We start from the raw sequence: 21,505 nt of genomic DNA, 5'->3' as shown, positions 1-21,505 counted from the left end.
GTTAGCTCCTTGTGTCCCTTGGTGAGGAACGCCGTGATGAAGCCATGAGTGAGGCACGCTGCGCAGCCAGCCAGTACAGGCTGATCAAGCACATGGCGTTATCGAGTCGACCCTGTTCGAGAAGTTCCCAAGCCCGAGCGTAACTCACCACATGCACGCGGATATCCTCGTGCTCTTCGGCCAGTCCATGAATGCCGCCCATGCCCTGGCTGTCAATCAAGCCGCAAAACAGCGTGACCTCCTCATTACAGGCTCCGGGACTGGGATAATAGGTATGCATTTTGATCAGCTCGCTGATGTCGGCGCCGGCTTCTTCGAAAGCTTCACGACGCGCCACCTCTTCCAGCGATTCGCTTTCCTTGATCAAGCCCGCCACAACTTCGAGCTTCCAAGGCGAGCGTGCATCGTCAATGGCACCAGGGCGAAACTGCTCGACCAGTACCAGAGTGTCGCGCTGAGCATCGTAGAGCAGCACCCCTACCGCATCGAAACGTTGATGCACTTCGCGCAGCATCGTTTTGCTCCAACCACCATCGAAAAGGCGGTGGCGCAACTCCAGCTCCTCAAGGCGAAAGAAGCCTTGGTATAAACAGCGCCGCTGCTGCAGATCGACATCGCCATGCCCCAGCAACGGCATATCCAACTCATCAGTGTGAGGCGTCGTAGACATCACGGCACTCCTGGTTAATGACTCGCAACATTATCAATGCTTGCTCCCGGGAATGCCAATCAACCCCATAAATTCACTAACAACGGCTCATTCAAAAATGAAGCGAACGTTTGAACTATTTTCCAGTCAAGAGACATCGCTGGCCCATAAGCCTGCAATCACGTATCTTGGACCCTCCGCTGTAATGATCGAGTAATACATGAAAGGCCGTAATATGACCCGCTGGCGCGATCCCGCCAAGGATCCTCGCCAGGAACCTAAAAGTAACCTGATAACTGCCGAAGGCGCCGCACGCCTGCGCGGCATTCTGGATCACCTTTCACGCATCAAGCGCCCAGCGCTTTCCGCCAAGGTAGGCGAAGCTGCCGCCCAGGGCGACCGTAGCGAAAATGCCGATTACACTTACAACAAGAAAGAGCTTAACCGGGTAATTGCCCGCATCGTCTATCTGACCAAGCGCCTGGACGAACTGCGTGTGGTGGACCGACTACCGGCGGATACCCAAAAAGTGTTTTTCGGGGCCTTTGTTTCTCTGGAGGATGCGCAAGGCGAGACTATCGACTTACGGATCGTCGGGCACGACGAGATGAAGCCGGAACAGCGCTGGATAAGTGTCGATGCTCCCCTGGCCCGCGCCCTGCTCGGCAAGACGCTGGATGACGAGGTCACCGTGATGGCACCGGGTGGCGAGGCTACCTATCTGATTACCGGCATTCGTTACGCCAATGCCTCCAAACCGGCTTGATAAACGCGAAAACGACGGTTATCAGCGAGCAGCGTGAAATGACCGAACGTCTCGTCAAGCAGTTTCGGGTAAGGCAGGAACGCATTGGCCACGACAATCAAGCGACCGCCAGGGCGTAAATAGCCAGGCGCTTTCTGTATCAGGCGCCCGGTCGGACCATAATCAATTGCGCGTTCCTGATGAAACGGAGGGTTGCTGATAATGGCATCGAAACGTCGACCCTCCAGCGCCTGATAGACATCACTCGCCAGCACTACACCGGCTAGTTGATTGGCGCTCAAGGTACGCCGCGTCGCTTCCACCGCAAACAGGTTTACGTCCACCGCCGTCACACTGCGCCCTTGTTTTGCCAAGCTGGCGGCCAGGACACCATCGCCACACCCCATGTCCAAGACCTTATCGACACTGGTTGGCAGGGTTTGTATTAACGTTTCCAACAAAAGTGCCGTGCCCTCATCCAGCTTTCCATGGCCGAACACACCCGGGTGGCTTGCCAATCTCAACCCGGCGGCGGAAAACTCTGTCCAGGCATCGTCCAGCGACTTAGCAAGCTTTTCGGTCCGTGTGACGAACAACGAACAACGCCGCGCACTATCCAGTTTCTCGCTTTGCAGCCCCAACTCAGCCAACACCTTGGGCACCCGCTTGATTCCCCCATGGTTTTCACCCACCACGACAAGCGCTGTACCGCTTGGCAGCGCTTGGCATAACCACGCCAGCCACCATTGTCCCAGGCGATGCGCCTTGGGCCAAAACAGCACGCAGGGCCCAGTCGGGGCGGGCAAGCTGTCAAAGGGACTATAAGCGGATTTTCCAAGTGCCCGCCAAACATCCAGAATGGTCTGATCGGCGCTTACCAAGGTGTTGGCATGGGTCTTCAACCAGGCATCCTGGGGCGGTGCGATCACCCACAGGTCGGCGTGTGCGTCAAAATGACGTTCCAACAGTTGGCAAGCCGGTGTTTGTGCACTCATCAACTTTTCTCCGGTTTAATCAGGGTATAAAGCAGATAGCGCCCCAGGCGCCAATGCGGTTCACTGCGGCAATACCGACGCTCCAATGCCAGAAGATTGTCACGCTCAGCGTCAGTCTGCGGCGGTTGTCGCAGATAGTCCTGAAAAACACGGATTCCGGCCACCGATTCGATCTGTAACCGGTTATCCGCCGCCCAGCGAGTGATTTCATCGTGCGAGATAGGCGAAATCGGTGTTAGCCGCTGGCGATGGCCGGTGCCGGCCAGACGATCACTCAAGGCTTTTTCCAGGTTGCCTTTTATCACGTTGGAAAAACGCAGCGCATCGCGATTGAAGACCATCAACGACAACTGACCTCCTGGCGCCAGCAGTGCCGTCAGCTGCCGCATGGCATCTTGCGGGTTGCCCAGCCATTCAAGTACTGCATGACAGGTGATCAGTGACCAAGGGCCGGGCGTTTTCGCCCGAAGAGCCTGAAGCGGCGCCTGCACGAATTCGATGGGAGTCATAGTTTCGAGCGTGGATAATGTCTCAGCTGCATAGGCCAGCATCTCACCGGATGGTTCGGTCATAGTGACCGGGTGGCCACGGGCGGCCAGCCACTGTGCCAACTGCCCCAGACCGCCTCCGATATCCAGCACCGGTTGTTGTTCCAGGCGCAGCATCTGCGGTAATAACTCATCCAGCATCGCCAGGCGTAGGTCTCCTCGCGGGGTGTTGTATAACGACCGGGAAAACTTGTCGACAAGACCATCGAAGTAGCGGTCCCCGGCAGAGGATAAGGGTGGTGCGGAAAATGACATGAGCAAGCGCCACAGCAATGAAAGTCGCCATGGTACTCGTTAATTTCATAGTCGTATCTATCGTCGTTAAACCACTTTGACTTGCTCAATCACAAACAAGAAGGCCGCTGATCGATGATCAGCGGCCTTCTTGGGTAACGTCCCGCCGACTAGACGTCGGCTAGCCGTTTTACTTGGCTGTCTTGGGAGCAGTCTGCTGTGCTTGCTTGACGTTTTCTTCGGTCAGCTTCTGGCCTTGCTGAACAAAATCCTTCTGCAAGGAAACCACTTTCTCGGCATCTTTTTTCAGACGCTCAACCAAGTCCTGGGCAGCTTGTTGCTGGCCTTCCATGTAGCTACGTAGGCCTTCAGCATCCTTGACGTTCATGAGGCTGCGCAGCTGGGCTAGGCCGTTGTCAGCATAAGCCTTGCTGGCATCCAGCTGCGCGTTGACCAGTTTCTCGGTGAAGTCGACGGACAGGGCAGCGTATGCACGAGCCGGACCGAACATCATGGATTCGATTTGCTTGGTGTCGAACTGCTTAGGATCGAAATTGAAGTTGTTCATCATGATAGGAACCTCCATAGGTTCTTGAAGTAGCGAACAGGAGATCCCTGCTCTGTTGCAATGCAACAATAGCATGCTATTTGTGCATTGCAACAATATCTTTCACACTTTTCCACCAAGACTTATCAAGGTATGTGTTGGCAATGCAGGTAAATAGGATCGAATTGAGAAAACGTCTTCAATCGCTCCCAATCAAGAATCGTCAAACGTTTCTTTTCCAGCGATACCAAGCCTTCCTGGCGCAGCTTTTGCAGAACGCGGTTGGTATGGACCGATGTTAGTCCCATCGTCTCGCCGAGTTCCGCCTGGGTCAGTGGAAACTCAAAACTGTCGTTTTCAGCAAAGCCGGCAATACGTGAGCGTATCAACATTTCACAAAAGACATGCGCCACTCGCGACTCGGCCGAGCGAGTCCCCATATTAACCAACCATTCTCGCAAAACGGCTTCATCAACCAGGTTCGACCAGAAAAGTGCTCGCGCCAAGCGATAATGGTTTTCCATGATATGGCGTATATCATTTGCTGGAAACTTGCGCAGCGTCACGGGAGTAAGCGCACGTATCGAGTGGTCCATTTCCTCAAGGATAGCGATATGTACATTACATAGATCCCCGGGGATCAAGTAGGCCATGATGTGGTTATCGCCATTTTCCAGAAGTTTGTAGCGACATCCCCATCCCTTTTCTATGAGGTAAACGTAGTCAGGCCGCTCGCCCTCGTTGATAATGACCTCACCTTTTTCGACGAAAGTGCTTCGGGTACCCACCTTCGCCAGCACCTGTTTTTCTTCTTCGGAGAGAGTCATGTAGTAACTCAATTTATTAATCAAGGGGTCAATCACTGCCTCTCTCCTTGTTCGGCTTGGCTTATTATAATAGTTATAGCTATCGCTTATATAGATAAAGGCAGTATACACGCTTAAAACCAAGGAGGCAGTGAACTAGCGTACGTCACGTCACCATATGCTTCGGCACTGTTTCAGGCGCTGTCTTGCGTAAGATATAACTCAGTATGACCAACACCCCCAGCACACTCATCATCGTAGCGGGAATCCAGGTGATAAGCCCACCGAGTTGTTGGTCAGTCTGGGGAGCAAGCGGCCAGGCACGGCCACACACCGAGTAAACATCAAATAGCAGACGCTCGCTGAAGGTGATGACCGCCCCCAGAAGGATCTGCGGAATCACCACCAGCCATAGAATCAAGATACGGGCTCCATAGCCCAGGCCGCCTTCTTCTTGTGGCCGAGGGTCAAGCATCAGGTACCAGAAGAGCAGCCCATCGAGCAGCATGCTCCAATTCATTGCTGCATAGAGCCGCCTGCTCAGCATGGCGTCAAAATGCACCTCGGGGATTAGCCAGAAATAGATCAATCCCACAAAAAGCACCGCCGCCACTGCCGGCTGTTGAATCAACCTATAAAACCGTCCGAGGACATAGGCCAGCGAACTGTTCACCGAGATGCTTTTCAACCAGGTGGGCATACCCGCCGCCAGTACAGGAAGAGGCGCCGCCAAAACAATTAAAAAAGGCGCGGCATGGTGTAGTACCAAGTGCTGCGCGCGGTGGGTGAAGAACATGAACTGGGCGAGATAATCGTAGTAGGTTTGAGTGACGGTGTAGATAGCCCCCACTCCCACCAGGAAAGCCGTCGCCCGCCAGAAGCCGTTTGTCAGCCCCTTATGTCGCCTTGAACGCAGGCCACGCAGATAGAGCAGCATAGCCGCCAGACAACCTAGCGACCAACTCGGGGAAAACTCCCAAGGGTGAACATAGCCCGCTAAGACGCTCAATCCTTCCATCATGGCTGCGCTGCGCTCCTAGCCCGTGAGTGTCACTCCATACCGATAAGCGTAGCCTAGGAAATGTTGACCCTTGAGGAGCCTGCTATCTTGAGCCTGAGCTGAAAAACATCTCGGTGCCTGCGCCCTATGCCAATTTTTATAATTCAACGAGTAATCAGTACATGAAGCGAGAAGGTTGGCTATTCAAACTCGGCATGGTGGGCTCGGTCACCCTGGTCATGCTAGGGATCTGGTGGGTGTTGCATAGGTTGGGAATGCCCAACAGTCTTTCGACCCAAGCCATTTCCGAGTGGCTAAATGCACATGGCCCTCTCGGACCGCTGTTACTCGTATTGATGATGATTCTTGCGGTAGTGGTGGGGCCTATCCCCACCCTGCCCATCAGTGCGGCCGCCGGGCTGGCATTCGGCATATTCCAGGGAACCTTGGTGGCCGCGGTGGGAGCGATGATCGGCGCTCTGGTGGCCTTTTTCGTGGCTCGCCTGCTGGGGCGGGAGCTTCTTCGCAAACGGCTTTCGCATCATCCTCTTTTCGCAGCGGATGGAGCGCAGCGCATGTTGTTCTGGACGGTCTTTCTGACCCGGCTTATTCCACTCTTCTCGTTTGCCTTGGTCAGTTACGCCGCCGGCGTCACGGCCATCACACCCTGGCGTTTCGCCCTGGCCACGTTTCTCGGGATGCTCCCCATGACGGTCATATTTTCCGGTCTGGGCACCACTTTCGAGCTCAATCCCTTTCTGACAGTCACCGCAGCTCTGGCGGTGTTGACACTGATGACACTGCTGCCTTATTACCTGCGTCGCCGCCCTACTTCTCGATTGGCACGTTGGCTTCACCTGACGACTGACATGGTTCCCAAAAATCGGGCCAGGCGTTAAGCAATCAAACAAACAGAATTGAGCCATAAAAAAATCGGCGAGAACTGTAAGGCCTTCCTAGAGTTAACGACTAAGGATCAGTAAATAAAAAAACCGAGTCATTGGAGGGATCGGAATGGCTGAGCAAAAAATGCCAAGGCGTCGTTACTGGCTGGGGGGCAAGCGTGCTGCCGAGCAGGATCGGTTCTTTCGGGAAGCCCTTGAGACTCAAGGCTGGGAGCCAGGCAATGCGGATGAATGGGATGCCGGTTGGTACACGGGCATGCCCGACCCAGCTCAATTCAAACATGTCTCCGCGCAACGCAAACTCAATCATTTTCCCGGCAACAATGCTCTGACGGTAAAAAGTCGCCTGCATGACAGCCTGGCGGCGCTGCGTACCCGCATCCACGAGACCTTCGGCCCGAATCACGAAGCAAGTTCGCGGCTGGCCTTCTTTCCTCAGGTCTACTCCATGCCCAAGGATTACCATGCACTTCAACAGGCGGCCCTGACGCATCCCGAGAAACATTGGATCCTCAAACCCAAAAATGCGTCCAAGGGCAAAGGTATTCGCGTGCTGCAAGACGTGGGCGAGACACCGCTCGAACCCAATTGGATGGTTCAAGAGTATCTGGCCAACCCGCATACCATTCGCGGCCACAAATACGTGCTTCGCCTTTACGTGCTGATTGCTTCCCTCGAACCGCTTCGGCTGTATGTCTATCGCCAGGGATTTGCCAAGCTGGCCTCGGAACCTTATGACGTCAACGATGCAGGCAACCCCTACAGCCAGCTGACCAACCCCGATATCAACGCCCTGAATACCTCAGCGGAGATTCCCGTCGAGTTCATCGACTTGGAACGCTACCGTGAATGGCTGTGTCACCAAGGTCATGACGACGAGCGGCTCTTTGAGCAAATTCATGACTTGATCACCCTGACCGTGATTTCCGCCCTGGATGCCATGCGCCAACGCACGGGCGAGTTTGGCGCTGACCCCCAAGGCTGCTATGAGCTATTGGGCCTTGATTGCATGGTGGACGCCGACCTCAAACCCTGGATTCTGGAATGCAACCTCAGCCCTTCGCTGGGTATCTGCGCCAAGCCCGAGGATGGCGGCATCGTCGAGGAAAAAATCAAGAATGGGTTGGTAAACGATATGGTTGCGCTGGTGGGGATTGGTGCACCCGGGCAGCAAGCCGTCGAGACAGTCGCTCAACAGGCCGACCAGGAACTGGCCCGTGCCGGTGATTTCCAGCGCCTGTACCCCAACCAATCAGCGTCACGCTATCTGCCGTACTTCTCGCTGCCCCGACTTGCCGATATTCAGCTGGCCGACGCCCTGGCAAGCCACGCTGTTCCACGTCCGACCTTGTGCCGTTGGCAGGCAGCAGAAGTGTTCGATGATGACCAGCTTGCGCTCTACGCCACGCATACCGGGCATTACTACCGGCTCAACGATAGCGCCGCCTTGATCTGGCTGTTGGCGACAGAGGGCCTGGACCCGGACGCCATCGCCGAGCAGTTCGCCTGTTCCGCCGGGCTCACCGAAGGTGAAGCTGCCGATAGCCAGGTGTTGCGTCACGAGGTATGGGCGAGCCTTTCAGAATGGTGTCGCAATGGTTTACTCAGACAGCATTTTCCAAGACAACAGGGCGAGCAGCCTCCCTCCGGCCACGCTTTCTCTTCTGCCGATGAGACTCAGCCGAGTGCCTCTGAGGTATCACTCCCGCCCATGAAACTGGTAGGCAAGGACCAGCAATGGCAACTGCACACTGACAGTGCCCCCGTTCTGGCCCGCCTGGCGCCGCTTCTGACGCCTATGTCTGAAGAAGACCACGTCAAGGGCCTGCCTCGCCTCGAAATCCTGCGAGACTCGCCGGGTTTCACCCTAGTCACCCATGGAGAAGTGCTGGCTTCACGCCTGAAACTGGCCTCGCTTGCTCCTGTACTGATTACCTATCTGGCCCGCCAGGCCACATCGACACACCAACTTGTCATTGATACCGGCTTGCTGACGACGCCGGAAGGGACAATGGCGCTATGCCTGTTTGCCTCCTCTGAAGAAGGCGGGGCCTTGGCAAAACGGCTTGCGCCCTCTTCAGCGCTGTCATTGACGCGGGGAATCCGCCTGGATACCACCACCTTCATGCAGGCAGAACCCCTGGGTCTGCCGATGTCAGCCAATCAGCTGGGCGAAGCCACAACCTCGCTACTAGCGTTACCCAAAAAAGGCGAAGTGCGACAGGTGATATGGATCAACCATGAAAAAGCCCAAGAAGCTTCCCCGGTTTTATCCGAGCCCCTTTCAAGCCTGGATGCGCTGGGGGCGTTATTGCCCTGCTGTCATGCCCCCCATGGCAAACTGCTGGATGCCGATGCCATCACCGGCCTGAATGACTGGCTCTCCCAATGTGAGCGCAGTGTGATCCATCTGGAGGACGGCAGCGACGTCACTCAGGTACTGACACAGCGACTGAAGGCTCAGCCTTCAGTCGCCCGAGCAGAAGCCGAGGATGAAGCCAAAGCCGAATAATGCAGCAAAAGCAGCTTCATCCTGGGCAAAACCGGAGTCGGCCCAGCTGGCTGACTTCATTGCAGGACGACATGCACCGTATGTCAATCGAGACCATCCAAGGAGATAGATCATGTCATTACAAGATCAAAAACGCCGCAGCCTGCTGAGTCGACTGAGCCGTCAACTGGGCTATACAGCACCGGCATTGGCGCTTATCGCTGGCACTGCGGCTTTCCAGGCCGTGGCAGGCGATGAAGCTACTCAAGCAGGGTTTAGTACTTATCAGGAAGAAACCCTGTTGCTGGCGAGTATGCACGCCGAAGGCGAAGCTGAGGGAGAGGGCGAGGGCGAGGGCGAAGGAGAAGGCGAGGAAGAGCATGAAGCTGAGGGTGAAGGAGAAGGTGAGGGAGAAGGTGAGGGAGAAGGTGAAGCGGAAGCTTCCTGATCCCGAGCCGTTGCATCCAATGGAGAGGTTGGTGCTGACCAGCTTCAGCCTCTCCCTTTCATCGCCGTGGCCATGCTAGACCCCGCCGTCGAAACCCTGTCCCGAAAACCAGGCCCCTAAAACCAGGCCCCTAAAACCAGAGGGAGACAGTGCAATGGCATTAAATGACAAGGCGTTGGCGTTGGAGGCGCTCATCGAGGAAAGCCTTCATCCCCTTGCTCAACTCAGACAATTCCTCAATAGCCTATCGCCTCACCACTACCAGGAGGTCTTGGGCGAACGCAAAATGCATACCCTGGGAAAACACGTTCGCCACATTATCGATCATTACGATGCATTGCTGGATAAAGACATTTCATCCTTCCCAGCTAGCCTCAACTATGAAAACCGCAAACGTGATGTCGCGCTGGAGCAATCGCCACCCCTGGCCGTCGAGCATTTGAGGTGGATTGAGCGCGGGTTGCAAGCCCTGAAGCAAGGCTCAGCTACATCGCATCTTTCCTTGACCTACCCTGACGACCTCACCACCTTGACGCTCGATTCGAGCCTTGAACGCGAACTGGCCTTTCTCACCAGCCATACCATCCATCATATGGCGCTTATCGGGTTGTTGGCTGAAAGTCTCGGCTTGCGCGTCCCTGAAACCTTTGGCGTTCACCCTTCCACCCTGCGCCACTGGCAACGCGAATCGCTTGAAACCTCTGCAAGGAGTGCCTGATGTCTTACCATACTCGATCCATATCCACCTCTCGGCAGCATTCGAAATTCTGTCACATTGGCGCCGCCTTGCTGGCCGCCATACTCATGCTGGCGGTGGCCTTTCCAGTGGCTGCCGAGACCCAGTGGCCCGAAGAAGGCTGGCAGGTAATGCCCACTCAACAGAGTTACGCCGAACTTCTCGAATCTCTACGTGAAGCCGTTCCCGCCGAAGGCATGGCGGTAGTGACGGAAGCCGGCCCCACCGAAGCGGCCGCGCAGCGAGGTGAAACGATTCCCGGCAACCGCGTCGTGGGTGTGTTCCGCAATGACTTTGCCGTGCGAGCTCTGCGCAGCAGCGTACCGGCGATGATAGAAGCGCCTGTGCGTTTTTACGTCACGGAACAAGCCGATGGCACGGCCACGTTATCCTGGAAAACCCCGACGCATGTCTTCACGCCCTATGCCGGTGAAGGCGATGAAAACCTGCTCGAACTCGCGAAGAAACTCGACGCTATTTTCATGGCAATCGCCGATCGCGCGACCCAACGCTGACATTGCTCCTTCTTGCATACCGACCTTGGAAATTGAAGGGGTGACTTGAGCTTATATTCCCAAAAAATATAGCAAAGTTATTATTAATTCTTCTAAAGCATATTGAAAATCTCGATAATCCTCGGATAATACCAATGCTTATACCCGACCCAAGAGATCAAGATTATGCTCAAGCAATTATTCCTCAAACCGGCCTTGCTCGCTCTGGGCATGGCTGCGTTTGCCTCGCATGCTTTGGCTATCGAACTCCCTTCGGCCCTGGTAGACGCAGAATGGCTCAGCAATCATCTGGAAAATGATGACCTGGTGGTCCTCGATGTACGTTCCGGCATCGATAATGGCGGCGATCGTTCGACCTTCGAGCAGTCGCATATTCCCGGCAGTCTTTATAGCAGCTATACCAATGATGGCTGGCGCGAAAAACGTGGCGATGTCGTAGGCCTTCTCCCTCCAGAAGACAAACTGAAGCGCTTGATCGGCGGCCTGGGCATCGGCAACGACGATTCGGTGGTGATTGTCCCGGCAGGCACTGGCGCGACCGACTTTGGCAGCGCCGCGCGTATCTATTGGACCTTCAAAGTACTCGGCCATGATGACGTTGCCGTGCTCAATGGCGGGTTCAATGGCTGGAAAGAGCAAGGCTACGAGGTAGCAAGTGGCTCTCCGGCCTCGCGAGAGATGACTGTTTTCGATGTCGATTTTCGCCAGGAACTGATCGCCACGCTGGAAGAAGTCGAAGCCGCTCGTAACACTCAAACGCAACTGGTGGATGCCCGGCCTTCCGATTATTTCACCGGCGAGATGACCTCGCCTGCGGTTCGTTCCGCCGGCACCATTCCCGGTGCCACTAGCTTGCCCCACAACTCGCTGATGCAAAACCGTGACAGCGCCTTTTATCTGGATACGCAAAACCTGCAGGCACGCATCAACGAAGCGCAATTGAACAGCAATACTCAGACCGTAGCGTTCTGCAATACCGGGCACTGGGCGGCGACCGACTGGTTCGTGCTCAGTGAAGTGGCAGGCTTTGATAACGTTTCCATGTACGACGGTTCAATGGCGGAATGGACGCTCAGCGACAGTCGCCCGGTGCAAACCGCCAAACGTGGCCTCGCGCGCGTCATCGAATTCTTCAACTAAGACGCCTATCGCCCTTCGTGCTTTCCGCCCTGCCTGAGCCTTCATGCAGGGCGGCCTTCATTACGGAAGAGACCTCTCATGAGTCAAGCAAGTACTCTCACTCCCACTCGACAGCCCTTGCAGGTCGACCGTTTCGTGGTCGGTGTGTCTCTATTCGGGCTCGCCCTTCTCGGCTTTTTGATCTGGCTGGAAACCGCCCCCTTCCTGGTAGTCTTGTTTGCGGTGGGTACGCTTCTCGGGGTGGCGCTTTACCACGGCGCCTTTGGGTTCACTGCCGGTTGGCGCAACCTGGTGACAAAAAAACGCGGGGCGGGAATGCGGGCCCAGCTGTTATTATTCGCCCTGACCTCGCTGCTGATGGTGCCCCTGTTAGGTAACAATCCCGACGACTTGATCGGCGCTGTGGCACCGGTAGGCACTTCTCTGATAGTGGGTTCCTTCATTTTCGGCGTGGGCATGCAACTGGGCGGAGGCTGCGGCTCAGGAACGCTATTCACCGTGGGTTCGGGCAATCTCCGCATGGTGGTCACGCTGCTGTTTTTCATCATTGGCGCGGTGATCGGCTCGATCCACCTGCCTTGGTGGCTGGACCTGCCGGCGGTGGACCCTATCAGCCTGATCGACGGACTGGGCATTCCCGGCGCCATGGCTGCGCAGTGGCTGGCACTGGGTGCGATAGCTTGGTGGGTAACGCACATCGAACGGCGCGCGCATGGCAACGTCGAGCGTGCCGAATGGCGTTTTCGCGGTGGGGATAACGGTTTTTTACGCACCCTGCTGACCGGTCGCTGGCCGTTTTTCTGGGCAATTGCCGTGCTTGCCATCGGCAATACCTTGACCCTGGTGCTCGGTGGTTCGCCCTGGGGCATTACCTTTGCCTTTAATCTCTGGGGTGCCAAGGCATTACAGGCCGTCGGCGTCGACATGAGCCAGTTCGAATTCTGGACGTGGGATTACCCGGCCATGGCCTTGGCCGACTCCGTGCTGGTCAATATCACCTCGGTGATGAACTTCGGCTTGTTGCTGGGCGCGATGCTCGCTGCCGGCATGGCGAACCGCTTCAATGAGGCCAGCCGCACTCGCCCCCAAGGGCGCCAGTTCCTGGCGGCTATTGTAGGCGGCTTGATGTTGGGATACGGCGCGCGACTGGGCTTTGGTTGCAATATCGGTGCGCTGTTTTCAGGCATCGCCTCGGCCAGCCTGCACGGCTGGATATGGTTTGCTTCAGCTTTCCTGGGGTCGATGGTAGGCATTCGCCTACGCCCTTGGTTCCGTCTACCCAACTGAGCACTGGAGAGATTCATGCAAGCCGTTTACAGACGTAGCAGCATGTTGATAGCCCTAGCGGTGATCCTGGTGCTGATTATGGCCGATCATCTGCAAAGTCCCACCTTTGCTTTCAACATGGGACGTGGCAATGTCGAAACCACGTTGATGCAGCAAGACAGCACGGCCTGTGCGCCATGCGGGGCTCCCTGCCCCTCTGCTCGAGAGTAACGTTTTTCAAGATCAAGCCAATGAGCGATCAGGCAACAGGAGGAAGAGATGATGTTTCAGGGCTTTCGTACCTTTGATATCGACAATGACGGCATCCGTATCCATGGGCGTATCGGTGGAGAAGGCCCTCCCCTCCTGCTGCTGCATGGCCACCCCCAGACACACCTTATCTGGCATCGGCTGGCTGAGCGCCTGGCTCAGCACTACACCATCGTGGTAACCGACCTGAGAGGCTATGGGGATTCTTCCAAACCGGCAGGAGAGCCCGACCATGCCAATTACAGCAAGCGCTCGATGGCTGCCGATCAGGTAGCGGTGATGGATGAATTAGGCTTCAAGGATTTTTTTCTTTGCGGGCATGACCGAGGGGGACGAGTCGCTCATCGACTGGTCATGGACCACCCGCAAGCAGTCAGAAAACTGATGCTGCTGGATATTGCGCCGACCCTTGCTATGTACGAAAAGACTGACCGCACCTTTGCGACCGCTTATTTTCACTGGTTCTTTCTGATCCAGCCTGCTCCACTACCGGAAACGCTGATAGAGGCTTCTCCCGCAGACTATATCAAACGCACCATGGGTGGCCGTCATGGCAACTTGGAAATCTTCGATCCTGTGTCGATTAGCGAATATCAACGCACACTGGCTCAGCCAGGCGCAGCACATGCACTTTGTGAGGACTACCGAGCGTCAAATACCATCGATCTGGAGCATGATCGTGACGATCGCGTTGCAGAGCGGCTAATCAGTTGTCCTATGCGAATTCTTTGGGGCAAGCACGGCATCATCGAACGTTGTTTCGACCCCTTGCAGGAATGGCGTTCGGTCGCAAAACACGTTGATGGAGAACCCCTTCCTTGCGGGCATTACATCCCTGAAGAAGTACCCGATATGTTGTTCCAGCACCTCTTGACGTTCATGCAAGCATGATGCTTGATCTCGCCTTAGCGCAATTACTTCGTATTAAGACCTTAATATTAATAAAAAAATTAACATAAGTTATATGACTTTTGTTGCCTGAAAATTATCTTAGAAGACATGATAATGAGCCTCAGAGACTGGTTAGCACATAACCAGTCAGCTGAAATTTTTATTACTCTTCTGAGAATGGCCATGATTGAACAACGCGTTCGTATCGATCTTGCTGATGGATCAGCCTGGTACTTTCACGCTGATGACACCCCGGAAAAACGGGCCTATCTGATTCTTGACCACGTCCGTGAGACTCTCGAGAACATGACCCTGAAATCCGACGATGCTCGGTATATGCCCAATGATCAGTTGTTCCCGTTGCTCCAAAAGCTTGCCTATGACATGGACTTTGCTAACGGACTCCTGGAGATAGATGGCTACTCCGGTGACGGCATACCTCTCTCGCCTTCTTGTCCGAAAGACGCGAGGAAATGCTGATCAGGCCAGGATTTTCAAAGGGGCTCTGCTTAAGATGCGCAGGCCCCTTTTACTTGTGATCTTCTGCAGACCTCACCTTTGCTGCGTGCCCTTCTCTTCAAGAACCCACTGCTCTGCATCTTTCAAATCATCAAAGGGAAAATGCCTGATCTCGGCTGCGACAAAATGATTGGCCACTTTTTCTCCTACCTTGCCGACCGCGGAATCCGTGACGAGGGCGACTTTGGGAATCTTCTCGTGGTAATCGCGGATGAAGCGAAAATGCGTGAGCATGGCATTGAAGGACTCCCAGCCCGGAAAGTCGCGGGTATTGATGATAACCCCCTTTATCTCTCCACCCTTTTCCAGAAACTCATCTGCCAGGCGCGTGGCGTACTCGAAATCCGCCTCACGCAACTCATCGCCTGGGTAGAGCGTGATGATGCCTCGGTTCTCGTCGAGTTTACTTTCCAGCATGAAACCTCCTAAATCGCTATGGGTCTTTCCTGCCAAGACAAGGTGCCTTCTCAGTGTAAGACATAGAGCGAGACCCTGCGCCAAACAGCCTCTAATCGATAATCCGCAGAAGATTCACAGGAGTAGTGCCCAACAAACGAGCCCGTCAGAGCAGTGATCTTTCCCACGCTTCCCGATCACCGCTGCCATAGGGCGCGTTCACTATGACCAGTCCTGATTCAGCCTATTTCGCATCTTCATACCAATTTCCAATAATCACGCCACCCTTTTGATAAGCTTCCCTCCTTCTAAACACAAGCGAGCCATGCTCTGACGGACTGCGCTCTGTCCATCATTAATTTTTATAACGAGGAGGCTGCGTTTGGAGCTACTTCAATACGCCTTAGATAATGCAAGTCTGCTGCTGTCACGCACGGTTGAGCATATTGCTCTTGTCGGCGTCGCCGTAGGCATTGCCACGTTGACGGGTGTCCCAATTGGCATCGCCATTACCAAAAATGAGCGAGTCGCTCAGAATGTGCTTTACCTTGCATCCATTATCGTCACCATCCCCTCGATCGCACTTTTTGGGATCATGATTCCGGTTCTGTCGCTTATCGGGCATGGCATCGGCTATGTGCCAGCAGTCATCGCGGTATTGCTGTACTCCCAACTGCCGATCATCCGTAACACGTACACAGCCATTAATAATGTCAACCCCGCGCTACGAGAGGCCGCACGAGGGATTGGCATGAGTCCCAATCAGCGCCTGCGTTTGGTCGAAATTCCGCTAGCCGTGCCGGTCATCATGGCTGGGGTTCGCACAGCGGTCGTTCTCAACATTGGCGTCATGGCGATTGCTGCCTATATCGGCGCAGGCGGCCTGGGCACTTTCATCAGCCGTGGAATTTCTCAATCCGATTCGCGCCAGTTGATTGTCGGTGCGATCACCGTGAGCCTGCTGGCCATTATCGTTGACTACGCACTTTTATATTTACAAAAGCGCTTGACGCCCAAAGGCATGAGCCGCGCGGCAGAAACGCCATAACGCTTCTTTCTTGATGTGAACTCTAATCGTAAGAGATACCACTATGATTCGACTGGATGACCTGACGAAGGTGTTCGATACGCCAAAAGGCGCGGTGGTGGCCGCTGACCATATCAGTATGGAAGTGCCGGAAGGGGAAATTTGTATCCTTTTAGGTCCCTCGGGCTGCGGCAAAACCACCACACTCAAGATGATCAACCGGATCATTAAGCCAACGTCCGGTAAAGTTTTTATCAATGGGGATGATACAACCGGCCTCGATACCCAAACACTGCGCCGCAATATTGGTTATGTAATCCAGCAAATCGGCCTATTTCCCAATATGACTATTGAGGAAAACATTACCATTGTGCCGAAGCTCTTAGGCTGGGATAAAGCCAAATACAAAGCACGGGCACGCGAAATGATGGCAATGATCGCACTGGAGCCGGATGCTTTTCTAAAGCGCTTCCCCAGTGAATTATCGGGCGGCCAACAGCAACGCATTGGTGTGGCTCGCGCCCTCGCCGCCGACCCGCCAGTGATGTTGATGGATGAACCCTTTGGAGCCATCGACCCGATTAACCGCGCCGTCATCCAAGATGAGTTTCTAAAAATGCAGCAGGAACTCAACAAGACCATCATGTTCGTAAGTCACGACATTGATGAAGCCATTAAGATGGGTGATCGTGTTGCCGTCTTTCGAGAGGGCAAGCTGGTTCAGTACTCCACGCCCGATGATTTGCTGGCAGCGCCCAAAAACGCTTTTGTGGAATCTTTCCTCGGTGAAGACCGCGCGCTAAAGCGTTTGAACCTGGTAAAAGTGCGCGAAATTGTCACTGACGAAATCGGCACGGTCACACCGAGCGATACATTAGAAACAGCGTTGGCGAAAATCGACGATTACGGCTATCAAAACGCCATCCTGATGATCAATGAGCGGAAGCAGCCCGCCGGTATAATTAGCCGATCTCTCGCTCGCACCACCAAAGGCTACTGCCGCGATCATTTCCAAGCCGTCCCTGCGGTTGTGGATCTCGACGATGACCTACGCAAAGCCGCCTCATTGATGTTTGCCCACGACCAGACCTGGCTTCCCTGCGTAGATAAAGCAGGAACGGTGTGCGGCCAAATTACCCAGCGCGCCATGACCAGTCATCTAGGCGCACGCTATCGAGCGCGTCAGGGGGATGATCGCAAGCCATCGGCGGCGATTAAGGAGTAACCATGCCTATTCGATCCATTAAAGGGGCGCTTAAGGTACTGGTGCTGGTCGCAATTTTTTTCGCCGGCGTATGGAGTCAGTCCAGCGGCATTATCGACGAGTTTTTGTGGTATCTACCTGACGTTCAGTATTTGATGGTGCAGCATATTTGGCTCACGGTGATGTCGGGTAGCTTGGCGATTCTCGTCGCCATTCCGCTGGGTATTGTTCTTTCGCGCCCGAAAATGGCGAACGTGGCCGAGTCACTCATGCAGGTGCTCAACGTAGGGACTACCATCCCCACCCTCGCCGTGCTCGCGCTGTCGATGAGTTTTTTAGGCATTGGTACGGTACCGGCCGTCTTTGGCCTCTTTGTGGCCACGCTGCTGCCCATTACCCGTAACACCTATGCGGGCCTTAAAGGCGTTAACCCGGCACTCATGGAGGCGGCCGCAGGCATTGGCATGTCACCGATGCAGCGGCTTTTAAAAGTCGAGCTACCCAATGCCCTCTATGTCATTTTTGCGGGAATGCGCACAGCGCTAACGATTAATGTGGGCACGGTTCCCCTGGCGTTTTTGATCGGCGCTGGCGGTCTCGGTGAGTTGATTTTCACCGGCATTGATCTTTATGACCCGGTCATGATGCTTTCGGGTGCTATTCCCACTGCGCTGCTGGCGATCGTGATTGATGCGCTGATCGCGATTATTGCTTTTCTCGTTGTCCCCCGTGGGGTCAACCCCGGCCGCGCTTAAGTATCACCACGACTTAAGCTTCACTAACAAAAGCAGGATTCGATGATGAAAATATTAACCACAGCACTGACAAGCATTGCCCTTGCGAGTAGCGTCTCGCTAGCTAACGCCAACGAAATCAGCGTTGGTGGAAAGAACTTTACCGAGCAGCAGATCCTCTCCACCATGACGACACAGTACTTGGATGGCCTGGGTTACGACGTCGATAACCGTTCAGGCATGGGCTCAGCCATTCTGCGACAAGCGCAGGAAAATGGTCAGATTGATCTTTATTGGGAGTACACCGGCACCTCTCTGATCAACTATAACGACATCAGTGAACGCCTGAGTCCCGAAGAAACTTACCAACGGGTCAAGGAGCTCGACGCGGAGAAGGGGCTGACTTGGCTCGCACCATCTGATGCCAACAACACCTATGCATTGGCTATGCACGAAGAAGACGCGCAAGCACGCGGTATCGCAACACTGTCCGACCTGGCCGCTGCGGTCAACGCCGGCGAAGATCTAACGTTTGCGCTTAACGCTGAGTTCTATGCCCGTGAAGATGGCTGGCGTCCGCTGATGGAAGCCTACGACTTTCGCGTGGGCCGCAGCGAAGTGAGCCGCATGGATACCGGCTTAGTTTATCAAGCGCTGCGTGATGAAGCAGTCGATGTCGGCCTCGTGTTTGCCACCGACGGTCGCATCCCCGCCTTTAACTTTTATGTTCTCGAAGATGATCAGGGCTTTTTCCCGGCTTACGCCCTCGCCCCGGTGGTACGCACGGAAACGCTGGAAGCCAATCCTGAGCTTGCCGAGCAGATGAACACGCTTTCGGCACTGCTAAACGACGCGACCATGGCCGAGCTTAATGCCCGCGTGGATGTCGAGCGCGAGACAATTGAAGACGTAGCAGAGAGCTTCCTAAAAGCGAATGACCTGCTTTAACTTTCTAGGCGCTCGTGCATGGCACAGGCATGATGCCTTACCGTTACATCTCAGCAAAGCCGCTCCATTGGAGCGGCTTTTTCAATGGGGGAAACCAATGCATTATCAAAATAAACTTCGGGTAGGCGCTGCGCAGATCAATACCACGCTTGGCGACGTGGATCACAACCTTGAGCGCCATCTGGCGTTAATTGCCGAAGCACAGCGTGACCATGTGGAACTGCTGGTATTCCCCGAGCTTTCGCTAACGGGGTATCGCCTGGCAAGCCGAGTAATGCAAGTCGGCATGCCGTTAGAAGACCCGCGCCTTAAAGCACTGGCCGAAGCCTGCGGCCATATGCAGACCGTGGTCGGATTTGTGGAAGAGGCAAGCCCCGGTGAGTATTACAACGCGCTGGCCATCTTTCAACACGGCCAGCTGATTGCCGTGCACCGTAAGCTCAACTTGCCGACCTACGGTGGTCTGGAAGAAGGCAAGTGGTTTACTCATGGCAGCGAGCTCACGCACACCGATATTTGCCCAGGTTGGTCGGCTTCGCAGCTGATTTGTGCGGATTTATGGAACCCAGCGCTGGTGCATGCTGCCCTACTTGCTCGCCCCACGGTGCTTTGCGCGCCGATCAACTCGGCCAGCGGCATCGTCAGCGACGACTTTTCCAATGAGGAAAACTGGGCATTGAATACGCGCTTCTACGCCATGACCTACGGCACACCGGTGATCATGGCGAACCGCTTTGGACCGGAGGGCGAGAGCCACTTCTGGGGCGGCTCGCGCATTCTCGGGCCCTGTGGTGAAACGCTCGCGCAGGCTGACGACAAAGAGGCACTGATTGTGGCGGACCTTTCCCGCACCGCAATCGCCAAAGCACGCTTTGAATTACCCACCCATCGCGACGCGGATACACCATTGGTCAGGGAACTTATGGCGGGGTATCGCTAGCAACGGCCAGCTCACCCGCCAGAGGAAGTATCAAATGAAGGGGTAAACGAAAAACTCAGTGGGAGGGAAAGCTAAACTGCGCCGACTCCTGTGCGCTCTGCTGCGGCCAGCGCTGCGAAATCGCTTTTCGTCGAGTATAAAAGCGTACTGCGTCCGGACCGTAGGCGTGCAAGTCGCCAAACAGTGACTCTTTCCACCCACCAAAGCTATGAAAGGCTACCGGCACGGGTAGCGGCACGTTGATACCCACCATGCCGACTTCAATCTCATCGGCAAAACGGCGCGCTGCTTCCCCCTCGCGGGTAAACAAGCAGGTGCCATTGCCATACTGGTGCGCATTAATGAGCTCGACGGCTTGGTCAAAACTCTCCACACGAACGACGCATAGGACCGGGCCGAAAATCTCATCGCGGTAAATTCGCATCGCTGGTGTGACGTGGTCAAACAACGTCGCGCCAAGAAAGTAGCCGGGGGAATTTTCTACCAGCGGATGCTTGCGTCCATCGAGCCTTAATGCCGCGCCAGCCGCCTCACCTTGTGCAATATAGCCTGCCACGCGATCACGGTGCGCTTGGTTCACCAACGCGCCCATATCCAGCCCCGGCTTCGTTCCGGGTCCGATATTCAGACGTTTCGCTTTCTCAGCGATCTTGTCTGACAGCACATCGGCGGTTTGCTCGCCCACACACACAACGACCGAAATCGCCATGCAGCGCTCCCCTGCGCTACCGTAAGCGGCGCCAATCAAAGTATTGGCAGCATTTTCAAGGTCGGCATCAGGCAACACTACGGCATGATTTTTTGCTCCACCCAGCGCCTGCACGCGTTTGCCCAGTGCCGCACCACGCTGATAAATCGCTTTGGCCACCGGCGTCGAGCCAACGAACGACAGCGCTTTAACGTTTGGATGATCAATGAGCGCATCGGCGGCTTCACGGTCACCCTGAACGACGCTAAACACGCCGGCTGGCAGTCCCGCCTCTTCAAGTAGCTCCGCCATTTTGATTGCCACAGAGGGCACCTGCTCTGACGGCTTCAAAATAAAACAGTTGCCACAGGCGATCGCCATGGGAAACATCCACAGCGGTACCATCACCGGGAAATTAAACGGCGTGATACCGGCGACAACCCCCACTGGCTGATGGTTCGACCAAGTATCGATGCCCGGCCCAGCATTGTGGGAATACTCCCCCTTTAACAGCTCAGGAATGCCGCATGCATATTCGACGTTTTCGATGCCGCGCTTGAGTTCACCCATGGCATCTTCCAATACTTTGCCATGCTCTTCGCTAATCAGCTCACACAATGCATCGGCATCACGCTCTAATAGCATTTTAAAGCGGTACATAACCTGAGCGCGCTTGTTGGGCGGCGTATTCCGCCAGGCGGTATACGCCGCTAGCGCCTTCGTCACTGCGTCGTGGACGATATACGCATCAGCCATCGCCACTTGGCGAACCGGCTTTGCGTATGCCGGGTCAACCACGGGCAAGTGACGCGACGCTTGTACAGGATCCCCTCCGATCCAATGGTGCACAGTCATAAGCGATG

24 protein-coding genes are annotated in these 21,505 nt (G+C 55.1%); 16 read left to right on the top strand and 8 right to left on the bottom strand.

Going from position 1 to position 21,505, the window contains the following annotated elements; translation table 11 throughout:
• Position 1: 1 nt before the first annotated feature.
• Entirely contained in the window at positions 2-670 is a 669-nt protein-coding gene (locus LG290_RS05310) for an NUDIX domain-containing protein (RefSeq protein WP_499836538.1), read from the bottom strand.
• A 199-nt stretch (positions 671-869) separates the two neighbouring features.
• On the opposite strand from LG290_RS05310, the gene greB reads away from it, so the two are divergent.
• Positions 870-1,415, top strand: a complete 546-nt coding sequence (greB, locus tag LG290_RS05305) for a transcription elongation factor GreB (RefSeq protein ID WP_499836537.1) — start codon at positions 870-872, stop codon at positions 1,413-1,415.
• Here greB and LG290_RS05300 read toward each other — a convergent pair.
• The 5 genes from LG290_RS05300 to LG290_RS05280 all read right to left on the bottom strand — a co-directional run bounded on the left by LG290_RS05300 (position 1,388) and on the right by LG290_RS05280 (position 5,545).
• Entirely contained in the window at positions 1,388-2,389 is a 1,002-nt protein-coding gene (locus LG290_RS05300) for a methyltransferase (protein WP_499836536.1), read from the bottom strand. The two genes, greB and LG290_RS05300, sit on opposite strands and share 28 nt — an antisense overlap.
• Positions 2,389-3,192, bottom strand: a complete 804-nt coding sequence (locus LG290_RS05295) for a methyltransferase domain-containing protein (RefSeq protein WP_499836535.1) — start codon at positions 3,190-3,192, stop codon at positions 2,389-2,391. The genes LG290_RS05300 and LG290_RS05295 overlap by 1 nt, the downstream gene beginning before the upstream one ends.
• 169 nt (positions 3,193-3,361) lie before the next feature.
• A complete protein-coding gene (locus LG290_RS05290) occupies positions 3,362-3,742 on the bottom strand; it encodes a phasin family protein (protein WP_499836534.1) in 381 nt (126 codons plus the stop codon).
• Positions 3,743-3,864: 122 nt separating this feature from the next.
• On the bottom strand, positions 3,865-4,581 hold the full coding sequence (locus LG290_RS05285; protein ID WP_499836533.1) for a Crp/Fnr family transcriptional regulator: 717 nt from the start codon (positions 4,579-4,581) through the stop codon (positions 3,865-3,867).
• A 109-nt stretch (positions 4,582-4,690) separates the two neighbouring features.
• Positions 4,691-5,545, bottom strand: coding sequence for a cytochrome c oxidase assembly protein (locus LG290_RS05280; protein ID WP_499836532.1), 855 nt, complete (start codon positions 5,543-5,545; stop codon positions 4,691-4,693).
• A gap of 161 nt (positions 5,546-5,706) precedes the next feature.
• Between LG290_RS05280 and LG290_RS05275 the strand changes: the two genes are divergently transcribed.
• The 10 genes from LG290_RS05275 to LG290_RS05230 all read left to right on the top strand — a co-directional run bounded on the left by LG290_RS05275 (position 5,707) and on the right by LG290_RS05230 (position 14,666).
• Complete coding sequence (locus LG290_RS05275) at positions 5,707-6,423, top strand: TVP38/TMEM64 family protein (protein WP_499836531.1); 717 nt, start codon at positions 5,707-5,709, stop codon at positions 6,421-6,423.
• A 115-nt stretch (positions 6,424-6,538) separates the two neighbouring features.
• Positions 6,539-8,941 (top strand): hypothetical protein, encoded by a 2,403-nt coding sequence (locus LG290_RS05270; protein ID WP_499836530.1) that lies wholly within the window; start codon positions 6,539-6,541, stop codon positions 8,939-8,941.
• A 112-nt stretch (positions 8,942-9,053) separates the two neighbouring features.
• The gene (locus LG290_RS05265) at positions 9,054-9,368 is read left to right on the top strand and encodes a hypothetical protein (RefSeq protein ID WP_499836529.1); all 315 of its coding nucleotides are present in this window, start codon (positions 9,054-9,056) and stop codon (positions 9,366-9,368) included.
• Between the two features lie 154 nt (positions 9,369-9,522).
• A complete protein-coding gene (locus tag LG290_RS05260; protein ID WP_499836527.1) occupies positions 9,523-10,086 on the top strand; it encodes a DinB family protein in 564 nt (187 codons plus the stop codon).
• Positions 10,086-10,619 (top strand): DUF302 domain-containing protein, encoded by a 534-nt coding sequence (locus LG290_RS05255; RefSeq protein WP_499836526.1) that lies wholly within the window; start codon positions 10,086-10,088, stop codon positions 10,617-10,619. The genes LG290_RS05260 and LG290_RS05255 overlap by 1 nt, the downstream gene beginning before the upstream one ends.
• A 165-nt stretch (positions 10,620-10,784) precedes the next feature.
• Positions 10,785-11,759, top strand: a complete 975-nt coding sequence (locus tag LG290_RS05250) for a sulfurtransferase (protein ID WP_499836525.1) — start codon at positions 10,785-10,787, stop codon at positions 11,757-11,759.
• Between the two features lie 78 nt (positions 11,760-11,837).
• The gene (locus LG290_RS05245; RefSeq protein ID WP_499836524.1) at positions 11,838-13,046 is read left to right on the top strand and encodes a YeeE/YedE family protein; all 1,209 of its coding nucleotides are present in this window, start codon (positions 11,838-11,840) and stop codon (positions 13,044-13,046) included.
• Between the two features lie 15 nt (positions 13,047-13,061).
• Positions 13,062-13,256, top strand: coding sequence for a hypothetical protein (locus LG290_RS05240; RefSeq protein ID WP_499836523.1), 195 nt, complete (start codon positions 13,062-13,064; stop codon positions 13,254-13,256).
• 48 nt (positions 13,257-13,304) lie between these two features.
• Positions 13,305-14,186, top strand: a complete 882-nt coding sequence (locus LG290_RS05235; protein ID WP_499836522.1) for an alpha/beta fold hydrolase — start codon at positions 13,305-13,307, stop codon at positions 14,184-14,186.
• Positions 14,187-14,369: 183 nt separating this feature from the next.
• Positions 14,370-14,666: a hypothetical protein gene (locus LG290_RS05230; protein ID WP_499836521.1), complete on the top strand. Its 297-nt coding sequence runs from the start codon at positions 14,370-14,372 to the stop codon at positions 14,664-14,666.
• Positions 14,667-14,738: 72 nt separating this feature from the next.
• Here LG290_RS05230 and LG290_RS05225 read toward each other — a convergent pair whose 3' ends face one another.
• Positions 14,739-15,122: a SpoIIAA family protein gene (locus LG290_RS05225; RefSeq protein ID WP_499836519.1), complete on the bottom strand. Its 384-nt coding sequence runs from the start codon at positions 15,120-15,122 to the stop codon at positions 14,739-14,741.
• 361 nt (positions 15,123-15,483) lie between these two features.
• On the opposite strand from LG290_RS05225, the gene LG290_RS05220 reads away from it, so the two are divergent.
• The 5 genes from LG290_RS05220 (at position 15,484) to LG290_RS05200 (ending at position 19,954) form a co-directional block, all read left to right on the top strand.
• Positions 15,484-16,149 (top strand): ABC transporter permease, encoded by a 666-nt coding sequence (locus LG290_RS05220; RefSeq protein ID WP_499836518.1) that lies wholly within the window; start codon positions 15,484-15,486, stop codon positions 16,147-16,149.
• A gap of 43 nt (positions 16,150-16,192) precedes the next feature.
• Positions 16,193-17,353: an ABC transporter ATP-binding protein gene (locus LG290_RS05215; protein ID WP_499836517.1), complete on the top strand. Its 1,161-nt coding sequence runs from the start codon at positions 16,193-16,195 to the stop codon at positions 17,351-17,353.
• 2 nt (positions 17,354-17,355) lie between these two features.
• Positions 17,356-18,087, top strand: coding sequence for an ABC transporter permease (locus LG290_RS05210; RefSeq protein WP_499836516.1), 732 nt, complete (start codon positions 17,356-17,358; stop codon positions 18,085-18,087).
• 45 nt (positions 18,088-18,132) lie between these two features.
• Complete coding sequence (locus LG290_RS05205) at positions 18,133-19,014, top strand: glycine betaine ABC transporter substrate-binding protein (RefSeq protein WP_499837036.1); 882 nt, start codon at positions 18,133-18,135, stop codon at positions 19,012-19,014.
• Between the two features lie 97 nt (positions 19,015-19,111).
• The gene (locus LG290_RS05200) at positions 19,112-19,954 is read left to right on the top strand and encodes a nitrilase-related carbon-nitrogen hydrolase (RefSeq protein WP_499836515.1); all 843 of its coding nucleotides are present in this window, start codon (positions 19,112-19,114) and stop codon (positions 19,952-19,954) included.
• Positions 19,955-20,009: 55 nt separating this feature from the next.
• Here LG290_RS05200 and LG290_RS05195 read toward each other — a convergent pair whose 3' ends face one another.
• Positions 20,010-21,497, bottom strand: coding sequence for a CoA-acylating methylmalonate-semialdehyde dehydrogenase (locus LG290_RS05195; RefSeq protein WP_499837035.1), 1,488 nt, complete (start codon positions 21,495-21,497; stop codon positions 20,010-20,012).
• Positions 21,498-21,505 lie beyond the last annotated feature (8 nt).

It is taken from the genome of Halomonas sediminis (genome assembly GCF_044871105.1).
GTDB classification, from domain to species: domain Bacteria; phylum Pseudomonadota; class Gammaproteobacteria; order Pseudomonadales; family Halomonadaceae; genus Vreelandella; species Vreelandella zhuhanensis.
The sequence above is the reverse complement of the archived record's forward strand: the minus strand, read 5'-3'. Positions and strand labels throughout refer to the sequence as shown.